This window comes from Paraburkholderia sp. 22099 (genome assembly GCF_052045835.1).
In the GTDB taxonomy this organism is placed as follows: Bacteria; Pseudomonadota; Gammaproteobacteria; order Burkholderiales; family Burkholderiaceae; genus Paraburkholderia; species Paraburkholderia terricola.
The window spans coordinates 133,352-145,432 of the sequence record NZ_JBQEPU010000010.1; the positions used below are offsets into that span (position 1 = coordinate 133,352).

Here is a 12,081-nt window from a genome sequence, read left to right on the forward strand (position 1 = left end):
AAACTTATTAGCCGGAGCTTGCTGGATGCGCTTTCCTCAGTCCACACCACGCGGATGCGTGTCGAAACGCGGTGCGCCGCCCGTCCTCGGCCGTTGCGCCGCCGTACCCGAAAGGCGCGCGTGATGCCGGACGTCGCCATCATCGGTGCGGGGTTCATCGGCCTGGCGAGCGCGGCCGCGTTGATGCGCGACGGCCACCGCGTCACGCTGTTCGATCCGGCCGGCGTGGGGCAGGGCGCGTCGTTCGGCAACGCCGGGACGTTCGCGCCGTATGCGTGCATTCCGGTCAACAACCCGTCGGTGTTCCGTGACTTGCCGCGCTTTCTGTTATCGAACCAGAGTCCGTTCAGATTGCGTTGGGGTTATCTACCGCATCTCGCGCCGTGGCTGGTGCGCTTCATGATGAGTTCGCTGCCGCGCCGCTACGAGGCCAGCGCCGCCGCACTCGCGGCGCTGCTCGATCACGCGTATGACGGCTATGCGCCGCTGCTCGCGAACCCGGAACTGGCGAGCTTCGTTCGTCCGCGCGAGTGCCTGTATCTGTATTCGAGCGCGGCTTCATTCGATGCCGCGCGTGCCGCGCTCGATCTGCGCCGGAAGCTCGGCGTCACCTTCGATCTGCTCAAGGGCGACGATATCCGTGCGCTGGAACCGTCGCTCGCACCGATCTTCGAGCGCGGCGTGCTGTTCACGAATAGCTGGCATTTCTCCGACCCGCAAGGCTTCTTGCAGACGCTTCATGATCGACTCGCCGCGCAAGGCTTGACGCTGGAGCGCGCGGCGGTCGAGCGCGTGCAGCCTTCGGGCGAAGGCGCGAGCCTCAGCGTCGGCGGCATCGCGCGCCGTTTCGATTACGTGGTGGTGGCAACCGGCGCGCGCTCCGCGCAGTTCGCCGGCCAATGCGGCGACCCGGTTCCGCTCGACACCGAGCGCGGCTATCACGTCCGTTTTCCCGGCGCGCAGCAACTGGTGTCGCGGCCGGTCGGCTGGGCCGAACGCGGCTTCTACATGACGCCGATGAGCGACGGCTTGCGCGTCGCGGGCACCGTCGAACTCGCCGGTTTCGGCGACACGCGCAACCGCTCGCTGCTCGACTTGCTGACGTTTTCCGCGAAGCGCGCGCTACCCGCGCTGGCTACGCCTGACAGCAACTGGCTCGGCTTTCGCCCGACGCTGCCCGACGGCGTGCCGGTGCTCGCGCGATCGCGCGCGAGCGAACGCGTGATCTACGCCTTCGGCCATCAGCATCTGGGCCTGACGCTGGCGGGCGTGAGCGGGCGCATCGTCGCGGATCTGATCGCGCGGCGGGCGCCGTCGCTCGATCTCGCGCCCTACGCGGCCACGCGTTTTTGATTTTGCAGGGGACAGCCAAACGAAGTTTTCACGTTTCACCACAGGCATCGCAGGACGGTTTCGACGCGTCGCGCATCGGATCGGTCAACCTACTACACGCGCGACGTCACATCTCGCAAGGAGCGCATCATGAATCGCCGCTATTGGCTGTTGAGTGCCACTGTCTGTGCACTCGCCACGTACATGCCGTTGTCGTGGGCCGCCGACCCCGAAGTCGTCAAGATCGGTTTCGTCGGGCCGTTGACCGGTCCGGTGGCCCGAGTCGGCAAAGACTTGCAATATGGCGCGCAACTGGCGCTCGATGAAGAGAACGCGAAGCATCCGACCGTCGGCGGCAAGCCGGTCAAGTTCGTGCTCGACGTGCAGGACGATCAGGCCGACCCGCGCGTGGCGATTCAGGTCGCGCAGAAGCTGGTCGACGAAGGCGTGGTGGGGGTGATCGGCCACTACAACTCGGGTTGCAGCATTCCGGCTTCGACGGTCTATCACCAGGCGAACGTGGCGATGATCACGCCGGGCTCGACCAATCCGCAACTCACCAAGCAGGGCTTCAAAAACGTCTTCCGCACGATGGGCCATGACGGCATCGGCGGAGTCGTCGCGGGGCATTTCGTGGTGGAGCAGATGAAGGCGAAACGCATCGGCATCATCGACGACCGCACCGCATTCGGGCAAGGTCTCGCGGATGCGTTTGAAAAAGGCGTCAAGGAAGCGAACGGCAACGTGGTCGATCGCGAGTTCACCAACGACAAGGCGGTCGATTTCCGCGCCATTCTGACCACGTTGAAGAGCAAGAACGTCGACATGATCTTCTTCGGCGGCCTGGACGAGCAGGGCGCGATGCTGGTCAAGCAGATGCGCTCGCTCGGCATCAACGCGCAACTGTTCGGCGCGGGCGCGCTGAAGAGCAATGCGTTCCTGCAGATATCCGGCGCGGCCGGCGACGGCACCCAGGATCTCGAGCCGGGTCCGGCGCTCGACAAGCTGCCCGCCGCGCAGGCGTTCGGCAAGCGCTACAAGGCGCGCTTCAATCAGGATGTCGAGCTCTACGCGCCGTTCGCCTACGACGCCGCGCTCGCGATGATCAAGGCGATCCACGGCGCCGACTCGCTCGATCGCGCGAAGATTGTCGAGAGCCTGTCGAAGGTCACGGTCACGGGTGTGACCGGCAATATCACCTTCGATCCGTATGGCGATCTGATCAAGCCGCCTTATACGCTGTTCCAGGTTCAGCAAGGGCAATGGAAGAGCATCAAGACGGTGGGCGGCAACGGCGCGTAGTCGTTGGCGGTTTGCGCGGGTGCGCAGGCGATTGCGTTTGCGTTTGCGATTGTGTTTGTGTTTGTGTTTGCGGTTGCCTGCCGCGCAAACCGCTAGCCGTTCAGGTCGGGATTCTGCTGCGCGAGTTCATGCACCCACTCGCTGAATACTCTGACGCACATGCTCAGGCGGCGGTGCGGGTAAAGGATCGAAAGCGGAATCGGCGGGCTCGGGAAGCCGCGCAGAATTTCACGCAACGCGCCCGCATCGATCGCTTTCGCCACCATGAAGCGCGGCACCTGGATCATTCCCAAGGCTTCGAGCGCGGACGTGATGTAAACCTGGCCGTCGTTGACCGCCAGAATCCCTTCCATTGGTTTTCGCACGAGCGCGCCGTCGACTTCGAATTCGAAGGGGTAGACACGCCCCGTGCGCGCCGAAAAATAATTCACCGCGCGATGCCGCTCGAGATCGTCGGGCGTGGCCGGCTCGCCCATCTGTTCGAGATAGGCGGGCGCCGCGCAGGTGGTCATGCGCACGCTGCCGATCGTGCGCGCGACGAGGCTCGAATCGTCGAGCACGCCGATGCGGATCACGCAATCCACGCCTTCCTGCACGAGATCCACGTTGCGATCGGCGATACCCAGCTTCACCGCGATGTCGGGATAGCGCGCGTTGAAATCGCGCAGCACGGGAATCAGCACGTTGGTGGCGAATGTCGCGGAGGTGTCGACGCGAATCGTGCCGCGCGGGCTCTGGCGTTTGTTCGATAACGCCGACTCGGCGTCGGAGACCTCGGCCAGAATGCGCGCGCAATATTCGTAGTAGAGCGCGCCGTCGCCGGTGACCTGAACGCTGCGCGTCGTGCGATTCAGGAGCCGCACGCCGAGATGGCCTTCGAGGTTCTGCACGACAGTCGACACCGACGCGCGCGGCATTTCCAGCGAATCGGCCGCCCTGGAAAAGCTCGACGCGTCCACGACGCGCTTGAACACCGTCATCGCCTGAAGCATGTCCATACGTGTTGTCCTTGTGATGTGACCGGTTGGCGCGAGCGCGGCAACGAGGCGACATTCTAGAACGGCGACACGGCGGCGCGTGCCGGTCTCGGGGCGCAAGGACACGTCAACCGGTTGGATGCGCTCGCGTCCTCCGCATGACGAGGCGGCCCTGCAAAAAAGCTTGACACTTCACGATCAATCTCTATAGTTCACCACATGGCGAAGTATCCGGTCAGTCAGTTGGATCGTACGTTTTCCGCTCTCGTGGACCCCACGCGGCGGGCTATCCTCGCGCGTCTGGAGCGGGAGCCCGGCCTGTCGATCACGGAGATCGCGCGTCCGCTGCCGCTCAAGCTTCCCGCTGTCATGAAGCACCTCGACGTGCTGAGCGAAGCGGGTCTCGTGGCGCGTACCAAGAAAGGCCGGACCGTTTCGGTGGACCTCGTCGCCGGCCCGATGGAGGAGGCGATGGCGTGGCTACGACGCTATGAGCGCTTCTGGTCCGCCAGTCTCGATCGACTTACCGACTTTGTGGAGGGGGAAGAGGAATGATCAAGGAAAAGCCCAGCCTGACCATCATCCGGCGCATCAAGGCGCCGCCGGCGAGAGTCTACGCAGCGTGGACCCGCCCCGAACTGATGGCGCGCTGGTGGGGGCCCGACGCCGGGCCGGTGCTGAGCGCCGAAGCCGATCCGCGCGTGGGCGGGCGCTTTCGCGTGGTGTTCCAGACGCTCGACGGCGAAACGCACGACTGCCGCGGCGAATACCAGGAAGTCGAACCGGACAGCAAGCTCGTCTTTACCTGGCAGTGGGTGACGATGCCGGAGCGCCAGTCTCTCGTGACGATCCGATTGCGTCCGATCGAAGAAGGCACCGAACTCAATTTCACGCACTCGCAATTCTTCGACGCGGCCGCGCGCGACGCGCATCAGGTCGGCTGGAACGGCTCCTTCGACAAGCTCGAGGCACTGATCGCCGAACTGAACGACACAGGCGAATAAAGCGCATCGGACCGAATTCAACCCATATCGAGGTCGAACATGAAGCTCTACTATTCTGAAACCCTGGCCCCCAGAAAAGCGTGCGCCGTGGCGAAGTACCTGGGCTTGCCCATCGAATACGTTTTCGTCGATCTGGCAAAGGGCGAGCAGAATGAACCCGCTTATCTGGCGATCAATCCGAACGGCAAGGTGCCGTGTCTCGTCGACGGCGATAAAAGCCTTTGGGAAGCCGACGCGATCATCTGCCATTTCGCGCAGCGCGCGGAATCGGATCTCTGGCCGCGCGGCGCGCGGCAGGCCGATGCGGTGCGCTGGTTCAGCTGGAACAGCCAGCATTTTTACCGGCATGGCGGCACGCTTTATTTCGAGCATCTGGTCAAGCCGCGGATCGGACTCGGCGAGCCGGATGCGTCGAAAGTCGCTGAAGCGCAGGGCTGGTTTCGCAAGCACGCGGGCGTGCTCGATCGGCATCTCAAGGATCGCACATGGCTGCTTGGCGATGAATTGAGCGTCGCGGACTTTTCGGTCGGCGCGACCTTGCCTTACGCGAAAAGCGCGGCGATGCCGCTCGAAGAGTTCGAGCATGTGCGGCGCTGGCACGATCGGTTGAACGCGCTCGACGCCTGGCGCGATCCGTTTCCGGCGCGGCCGGCGCTGTCCGTCGCTAACGGTTGAAGGAACGGCCATGTGTTGCGCGATCGTGGCGCTCGGCATGACCTTGCTGGCGAGTTGGCGAAGCGTGTCGGGCACGCTCGTCGGCCGCGCCGGGCGGCTGCGCGGTATGGCGATTGTGGTTGCCGCGATCGGCGCGGCGGGCGGGTCCGCGTTGGCGGCGGATCGATTCGCGGCGGGCGGGGCGCAGTCGTCGCAGTCGTCTTTGTATATGCGCTTTAGTGCCGTGGCGATTTGTGGGCATTTCATCAGATAGCGGGGTGTCGTGTCCAGGCGCGACGGTCTCCTCACGCCACACGCCGCGCCCGATTGCCGTATCGTGCAGACTCGAAGCTTATTCGTTGCTTATCGAGGGCACGTCATGGCACTTTCATCGAACGACGCCGCGCGGCGCGCCGGCAGACGCTCCTTTCTGCGCACGGTAACAAGCGCCGCCATCGGCTTGCCGGTCTCGCTCGCTCTGCCGCGTTTGACCTCGGCGCAAACGCAGGCCCAACCACAACCGCAACCACAACCGCAAACCGCCACGCCCTCGCGCATCGCACAGCGTGTGATTCCGTCGACTGGCGAACGTTTGCCGGTCATCGGCTGCGGCACGTGGCGCACGTTCGATGTCGGCGACGATCCCGGCGCTCGCGCGCAACTTGCCGACGTGCTGCGAATTCTCTTCGAGGCAGGCGGCTCGGCGATCGACTCGTCGCCGATGTACGGCTCGTCGGAAGCCGTCGCCGGCGCGCTGCTGACGCAACTCGACGCGCACCGCAAAGCCTTCGTCGCGACCAAGGTCTGGACTCAGGGACGCGAGGCCGGCATCGCGCAGATGGAGGAATCGCTGCGCCGTTTTCAACAACCGCGCATCGATCTGATGCAGGTCCACAATCTGCTCGATTGGCGCACGCAACTCGCCACGCTGCGCGACTGGAAAGCGCGCGGCCGGATTCGCTATATCGGCGTCACGCACTACACGTCGAGTGCATTCGGCGAAGTCGCGGCCGTGATGCGCAGCGAAAAGCCCGACTTCGTGCAAATCAACTATGCAGCGGATGACCGCGCCGCCGAGGCGCGCATCTTGCCGCTCGCGGCGGAGCTGGGTATCGCGGTGGCGATCAACCAGCCTTTCGGCGGCGGCGGCCTGCTCGCGCGCGTCGGCAAAACGCCGCTGCCCGCGTGGGCCGCGGAGATCGACTGCACGAGCTGGGCGCAACTGCTCCTCAAGTTCGTGCTCGCGCAAGCGGCGGTGACGGTGGTGATTCCCGGCACCGGGCGTCCGCAATACATGGCCGACAACGTTCGGGCCGGCTCGGGTCCGCTGCCCGATAAAGCGATGTGCGCGCGGATCGTGGCGGCGGTGGGCGGTTGAACACCGCGTGGTCGATTCGCTCCTGAACCTGCTGCCGTGTTTTCGTGAGGGGCGCGGATGCGCAAGGTGTTTTCAACGCAAAACCCCGCGCATTCGTTTTGCATTTATTCGCGCGTCAATCCATAGCACATTCCGGGAAATGGAAAGCTAGGTTTTCCGTAGGCAATCGGGAATCGCGGGGTTTCTAGAGTATTAACTCGGATCATTTACTGGGATTCCATTCGAACGGCATACACCGTGTGAAACTTCAGGAAAGATTGTGAAAGGAAGTTGACACGGGAACGTTTGCCAAACTAGGCTACGCACTGTCGTCAAAACTGATTAAAAAAATTTACCCCTGCCCGGAGACGCAGGCAAGCCGCCGCTTTGCCCATCAGTCAGACGATCGCATGGAAGCTGAACGAAACGGTTCCAATCCGTTTCGCTGAAAGCATTGTAATGATTAAACGCCGTTATTTAAAAATCAGCCGCAAGTGCTGAGGGTGTAACACGTCCATATATTCTCGCCAGCAATTCGGTGTTGGTGCGGGAGACCTTTTTCTCTGAAAAAACAGAGAAACCAGTTGAAGCATTCATCGCACTTTCTTTATGCCGATATTGTCAGTCGAGGATTAATCATGAGTATAAATTTCCGATTGCAGATACAGTGCCTGGCGCTAGCCGGAATAATGGTTCTGGCGGGATGCGGCGCGGGAGATGGCGCCTCCACGCTGACGAGCAAGTCCGCGCAGACGCCGACGGCCGCTTCCGACACGGCGCTGGCGCCGCCCACCGCGCCGATCGCCGCGAATCCGTCGATCGACAAGACGGTGCCGCCGGTCGAACTGCCCGACACGGTCATGCCCGTCAACTACAAGCTGTGGTTCCGGCCGAACCCGGCGCTGTCGTCATTCGACGGCCGCGCCGACGTGCAGATCAAGGTGCTGAAGGCCGTCAACGCGATCACCATCGCGGGCCACCGCGTCAAGTTCACCAATGGCACGATCACGCTTCAGCCTGGCAACATCCCGTTGATCGCCACGCCGCAGGACGACGGCGACTTCTATCAGCTTCGGCCCGTCAGCGGCCAGATCGCGGCCGGCAATTACTCGCTGCACATGGAGTGGAGCGGCATCATCAACTTCAAGAGCTATGACGATCCGGTCACCAAGACCGGCGGCAGTTGCGGCGACGATCCGTATCCGGGATGCTCGGCGGCCGAAGGCGTGTTCCGCGTCGATCTGAAGGCGACGGACGGCACCACGAGCGGCGCGATTCTCACGCAAGGCGAATCGAATCTCGCGCGCCAATGGTTCCCCGGCTGGGACGAGCCGGCTTTCCGGCCCACCTATGAGGTGAGCGCGGAAGTCCCGCAAAACTGGAACGTCGTCTCGAACGCGGCGGAGAAACCGGCGGTGAACGTGGACAGCGGCTACAAGCTGGTGTCGTTCGAAAAGACGCCGCCGATGCCTTCGTATCTGCTCTTCTTCGGCGGCGGCCAGTTCGATATTCTCGAGGACGATTTCACGAGCCCGCTGCCGGACGGCAAGGGTCTGCATCTGCGTATCTTCACGCCGCCCGGCATGCGTGACTGGGCCAAGCCGGCGATGCAGCAGACCAAGCAGGCGCTCGATTACTACTATCGCTACACGGGCATTGCGTTGCCGCTCACCAAGTTCGACACGATCGCGGCGAACGACGCGTTCAAGGAGCAGAAAGACCTGAACTTCGGCGGGATGGAGAACTGGGGCGCGATTCTGGAATTCGCCGACGACATTCTGCCGGCGCCGGGCACCGAGATGTCCGATTACGGCGTGACGGTGCTCACGCACGAAGCGGCGCACCAGTGGTTCGGCGATCTGGTCACGCTCGACTGGTGGGACGATGTGTGGCTGAACGAGTCGTTCGCCACCTTCTTCGAGAACAAGACCAAGGTGCGTTTCTTCCCGGACCGCTTCAGTTGGGTCGACGACGTGAAGAACAAGTACGCGGTGATCAATGCCGATCTGAAATCCACCGCGTTCCCGGTGCAGCCGAACTTCAACGGCTGGGCCTCGAACGACTTCGTGCTGAGCGCGAGCGCCTTCACCTACGACAAGGGCGGCCACGTGCTGAAGATGCTGGAGAACTATCTCGGCGAGGAAGTGATGCGCAAGGGGCTGCAATCGTATCTGGCCGACTATGCGCTCGGCAATGTCACGCCAAGGCGCCTGTGGGATGAACTGACCAGGGCAAGCGGCGAGCCGATGGTGGCGATCGGCGACAGCTTCGTGCGGCAAACGGGCGTGCCGTTGATCTCGCTCGACACGCAGTGCGATCTGGTCTCGAATCAGACCGTGGTCACGCTCAAGCAGTCGCCGTTTCCGAACCAGAACCCGTACCCCGGCACGCAGTGGACCATTCCGTTGACGCTCGCCTACGGCGACGGGCTCACGTCGCGCAAGACGGTTGCGATGAAAGACATGCAAACGCAGGTGCGCCTGAACGGTTGTTCCGCGGTGCTCGCCGATCCGAGCGGTCTCGACTACTACGTGACGAATTACGGCAACACCGCGTGGAGTCAGTTGCTCGCGCAGGGCAACGCGTTGAAGGATCCGGTTCTGCTGACCAATCTGCAACTCGAAGCGAAGCTGCTGGTGAAGAACGGTCTCGCCGATCCGTCGCGTGAAACCAGCATCGGTTCGTTGAACCCGACTGCTACGCCGCTCGCGCGTCAGATGCTCATGACCCCGCCGACGACGCAATCGCTGCGTCCGCAGATCCGCTTCCAGGGCAAGCTCAGGTCGAAGCAGCAAGCGCAGCAGGCGAAATAAGCGGCCGGCGTTATCGAGCCGCGCTGAAAAGCAGGGCCGTGGTCCGCATCGTCATGCGATGCGGGCCACCGCCTTTACGTTTCAGGAGCCACGCGTTTTGCCGTTTCGCGGCTACCTTTCGCACCTTCGCAAAAGTAGCCAATAGCAGCCGAAATCCAGGTGCGGGCCGCCACGATCCAGCGAGGCGGAAGTCATCGCAAACCGCCCCAGCGTGGCCGTTTCTCGTGGGCCTGAGCGGTCTAGCGCGCGGCCAATTCATCGTTTATACCCTTCATTCCCCGATGCAACGCCGCCGACCGCGCTTCTCATAGGCGTGTTTGTTGCATGCCAGAAGGCCGCGAGCATGCGCCTATTCGTCTGCCCGCGATATCACCTGCACGAGCGGCCATCGAGGTCGCGCCGTACCGTCCGCATCTACACGTGACGTTGAATCTTTTACAACCTTGCAGCGCGAAGCCGACTCGCAGAGCCGGCATGTGAAGCGCGGCGTTGTCGTGTTGTCGTTACGCGATGAGCGAATTAGCAAAACCGTCGGAAGAATGTTGAACCAGGTCCGACGAACCGTCGGACGGAAGGGTTCCGGAGAGTATTGCGATGTTCGACGATACCGAGTTGCCGAGGTCCAGGAGGGCCGGCCGGGATGCCGGCTTCGACACTGACGAGCCCGAACAGGATCCGGCGCCGCCGCCACGCTTCGGACGTCTCGCGCTATGCGTAGCCGCCGCAAGCGCGCTCGCCTTCGGCGTGGTGGGGACGGTCGCGTACGGCGTCTGGTTCAATCACGATCAGCAGGCCTATGCCGAAGCCATGGCGGGTGCGCGGCGCGCGCTCGGCGTGCCGGCGTCGGCGGCGAGCGCAGCGGTGCTCGCGAAGTCGGCGTCATCGCTGGGACCGCCGATGTCGATGACGATGGCGGGGCCGGGCATGCCGTCCGCGCCCGTCGCGGCGGCGCCCGTGAATGTGCCGCTCACGGCCCCGATGGGCGCGGCGGTCATGGATACGGCGGTAACGGGGCCCGCAACACCCGGCGCGGCAACCCCGGACAGCAAGCCGGCCATGAACCCGCCCGCACCAAAACCGCCCGCAACGCCTGCATCCTCCGTCGCGACACTCACCTCGGAGGGCGAAGAAGGCCGCAAACAGGCAGTCTGGTCAGGCCGTGTCATGCGGCGCCCCGCAACCACGATCGCTCAAGCCGGCGCATCCAACGCTACCTCCGCGCCGGCTGCAACGTCGGTCCGATCGAGCCGGCGCGCGAGCAGCGGCTCCGATCCCATCGTGCAGCCGTTCGCGGCGGCGCGGCCGGTCAAGGACGCGCGAGCCGCTCAGCAGGAGCGGCGGGCAACGCCCGTCAACGCAAAACCGAAAGGCAATGTGTTCACACGGATGAGCCTTTTCTTTAAACGCACGAGCTACCGGCAACATGGCCGCGCAAGCCAGCAAGACATCTATTCCCATCCCTGAGCGGCATCGTCCCCGGCGCGCCGCGGTGCGCGTCCCGACGCTGCGCCTGGGGCCGGGTCCCGCGACGATGGCTGTCGCGTCGGTGCTGTGCCTGCTGATCGGCCTGCTGTACCTTGCCTTGCAGATCAGGATGGTCTTTTCGGATCAGATCAAACAGGAATATGCGAGCCTGGTTCTCGAAGAGATCGAACGCGCGGACAGCGCGCGCCATCTCGCGGACGTATGGGAGCATGTGCCGGTCGATAGCGAGGCGAGGGCGGAGGGGCGGCGAAACGCGCGCGCCGAACTGGCTCGCCGTCTCACGTCGCTCGCCGCGCTGGTGAACGCGAGCCCGTCCGCGGCGCCGCGTATTGCGCCCGCCGCGCCCGCCGCGCCCGCCGCGCTGTCGCCGGACGCGAATCTTCGCGACACGGATGCGCTGCTGCGCAACGCCTCGGCCTATTGGCACGCGCAACGCGACATCGACAGCGCCGACGTGCGGGTGCGGATCACGCATGTGGCGTACACGGTGATCGCTCTGGCCGCGCTGCTGTTCTGCATGTTGATCACGGCGCTCGGCATGTATGCGAAACGGACGCGCCAGTTGGCGGGACAGTCGCAGGAATTCGAGCACGCCGCGCTACACGATCCGATGACCGGTCTGCCGAACCGGCGCAAGCTGTTCGCCGCCCTCGAAGCAGCCGCGATGCGGCGGCAGGCCGAGTCGGCGACTCACAAGATCGCCGTGCTGTATGTCGATCTGGACGGATTCAAGCAGGTCAACGATTCACTCGGTCATCGCGTCGGCGATGAATTTCTGGTCGCGGTGTCGAAGTGTTTTCGCGGCTCGGTGCGCAAGGCCGACGTCGTCGCCCGGATCGGCGGCGACGAATTCGCCGTGCTGGTGCGGGGATTCTCGACGGATGCGGAACTCGTCGAGATTGCCGGGCGGCTCATCGCGTGCGTGGTTCGCACGGACGAGCAGATGGGAATCGGCCTGGTTCGCGCGAGCATCGGCATTGCCAGCTTCCCCGATCTCGTCGACGACTACCGTCGCCTGATCGGCGCGGCCGACGAGGCGATGTACCAGGTCAAGCGCAGCGGCAAGAACGGGTATGCGTTCGTGGATCAGGGGCGTAGGGCGGCGACGTTGTGATCGGCGCCGACGCGACAACGCGCGCTGGGCCCCTTCACCCGCC

The 12,081-nt window shown here is 63.9% G+C and carries 11 protein-coding genes; 10 read left to right on the forward strand and 1 reads right to left on the reverse strand.

Annotated elements, in window-relative coordinates:
• The first annotated feature begins 123 nt into the window (after positions 1–123).
• Both ACTJLC_RS12325 and ACTJLC_RS12330 read left to right on the forward strand, forming a co-directional pair.
• Positions 124–1,353 carry an NAD(P)/FAD-dependent oxidoreductase gene (locus ACTJLC_RS12325; RefSeq protein ID WP_073428459.1) on the forward strand — a complete coding sequence of 410 codons (1,230 nt, stop codon included), beginning with the start codon at positions 124–126 and terminating at the stop codon, positions 1,351–1,353.
• Positions 1,354–1,482: 129 nt separating this feature from the next.
• Positions 1,483–2,634, forward strand: a complete 1,152-nt coding sequence (locus tag ACTJLC_RS12330) for a branched-chain amino acid ABC transporter substrate-binding protein (protein WP_073428458.1) — start codon at positions 1,483–1,485, stop codon at positions 2,632–2,634.
• Between the two features lie 92 nt (positions 2,635–2,726).
• Here ACTJLC_RS12330 and ACTJLC_RS12335 read toward each other — a convergent pair whose 3' ends face one another.
• On the reverse strand, positions 2,727–3,632 hold the full coding sequence (locus ACTJLC_RS12335) for a LysR family transcriptional regulator (RefSeq protein WP_073428457.1): 906 nt from the start codon (positions 3,630–3,632) through the stop codon (positions 2,727–2,729).
• Between the two features lie 198 nt (positions 3,633–3,830).
• Here ACTJLC_RS12335 and ACTJLC_RS12340 point away from each other — a divergent pair, with 198 nt between their 5' ends.
• The 8 genes from ACTJLC_RS12340 to ACTJLC_RS12375 all read left to right on the forward strand — a co-directional run bounded on the left by ACTJLC_RS12340 (position 3,831) and on the right by ACTJLC_RS12375 (position 12,038).
• Positions 3,831–4,166 (forward strand): ArsR/SmtB family transcription factor, encoded by a 336-nt coding sequence (locus ACTJLC_RS12340; protein WP_073428456.1) that lies wholly within the window; start codon positions 3,831–3,833, stop codon positions 4,164–4,166.
• The gene (locus ACTJLC_RS12345; RefSeq protein ID WP_073428455.1) at positions 4,163–4,615 is read left to right on the forward strand and encodes an SRPBCC family protein; all 453 of its coding nucleotides are present in this window, start codon (positions 4,163–4,165) and stop codon (positions 4,613–4,615) included. The genes ACTJLC_RS12340 and ACTJLC_RS12345 overlap by 4 nt, the downstream gene beginning before the upstream one ends.
• Positions 4,616–4,654: 39 nt before the next feature.
• A complete protein-coding gene (locus tag ACTJLC_RS12350; RefSeq protein ID WP_073428454.1) occupies positions 4,655–5,290 on the forward strand; it encodes a glutathione S-transferase family protein in 636 nt (211 codons plus the stop codon).
• A gap of 10 nt (positions 5,291–5,300) precedes the next feature.
• Positions 5,301–5,543 carry a hypothetical protein gene (locus tag ACTJLC_RS12355; RefSeq protein ID WP_244745120.1) on the forward strand — a complete coding sequence of 81 codons (243 nt, stop codon included), beginning with the start codon at positions 5,301–5,303 and terminating at the stop codon, positions 5,541–5,543.
• Positions 5,544–5,648: 105 nt separating this feature from the next.
• A complete protein-coding gene (locus ACTJLC_RS12360; protein WP_310134287.1) occupies positions 5,649–6,647 on the forward strand; it encodes an aldo/keto reductase in 999 nt (332 codons plus the stop codon).
• Between the two features lie 617 nt (positions 6,648–7,264).
• Positions 7,265–9,439, forward strand: coding sequence for a M1 family metallopeptidase (locus ACTJLC_RS12365; protein ID WP_073428451.1), 2,175 nt, complete (start codon positions 7,265–7,267; stop codon positions 9,437–9,439).
• Positions 9,440–10,033: 594 nt separating this feature from the next.
• Positions 10,034–10,903: a hypothetical protein gene (locus ACTJLC_RS12370; protein WP_310134283.1), complete on the forward strand. Its 870-nt coding sequence runs from the start codon at positions 10,034–10,036 to the stop codon at positions 10,901–10,903.
• Positions 10,863–12,038: a GGDEF domain-containing protein gene (locus ACTJLC_RS12375; protein WP_073428449.1), complete on the forward strand. Its 1,176-nt coding sequence runs from the start codon at positions 10,863–10,865 to the stop codon at positions 12,036–12,038. Before ACTJLC_RS12370 ends, ACTJLC_RS12375 begins: the two co-directional genes overlap by 41 nt.
• Positions 12,039–12,081 lie beyond the last annotated feature (43 nt).

Bases quoted from the DNA above. Each gene is read 5' to 3' on its own strand.
- ACTJLC_RS12370 (WP_310134283.1), top strand. From the start codon at position 10,034: ATGTTCGACGATACCGAGTTGCCGAGGTCCAGGAGGGCCGGCCGGGAT.
- ACTJLC_RS12345 (WP_073428455.1), top strand. From the start codon at position 4,163: ATGATCAAGGAAAAGCCCAGCCTGACCATCATCCGGCGCATCAAGGCG.
- ACTJLC_RS12360 (WP_310134287.1), top strand. From the start codon at position 5,649: ATGGCACTTTCATCGAACGACGCCGCGCGGCGCGCCGGCAGACGCTCC.
- ACTJLC_RS12355 (WP_244745120.1), top strand. From the start codon at position 5,301: ATGTGTTGCGCGATCGTGGCGCTCGGCATGACCTTGCTGGCGAGTTGG.
- ACTJLC_RS12330 (WP_073428458.1), top strand. From the start codon at position 1,483: ATGAATCGCCGCTATTGGCTGTTGAGTGCCACTGTCTGTGCACTCGCC.
- ACTJLC_RS12350 (WP_073428454.1), top strand. From the start codon at position 4,655: ATGAAGCTCTACTATTCTGAAACCCTGGCCCCCAGAAAAGCGTGCGCC.
- ACTJLC_RS12335 (WP_073428457.1), bottom strand. From the start codon at position 3,632: ATGGACATGCTTCAGGCGATGACGGTGTTCAAGCGCGTCGTGGACGCG.
- ACTJLC_RS12325 (WP_073428459.1), top strand. From the start codon at position 124: ATGCCGGACGTCGCCATCATCGGTGCGGGGTTCATCGGCCTGGCGAGC.
- ACTJLC_RS12340 (WP_073428456.1), top strand. From the start codon at position 3,831: ATGGCGAAGTATCCGGTCAGTCAGTTGGATCGTACGTTTTCCGCTCTC.
- ACTJLC_RS12375 (WP_073428449.1), top strand. From the start codon at position 10,863: ATGGCCGCGCAAGCCAGCAAGACATCTATTCCCATCCCTGAGCGGCAT.
- ACTJLC_RS12365 (WP_073428451.1), top strand. From the start codon at position 7,265: ATGAGTATAAATTTCCGATTGCAGATACAGTGCCTGGCGCTAGCCGGA.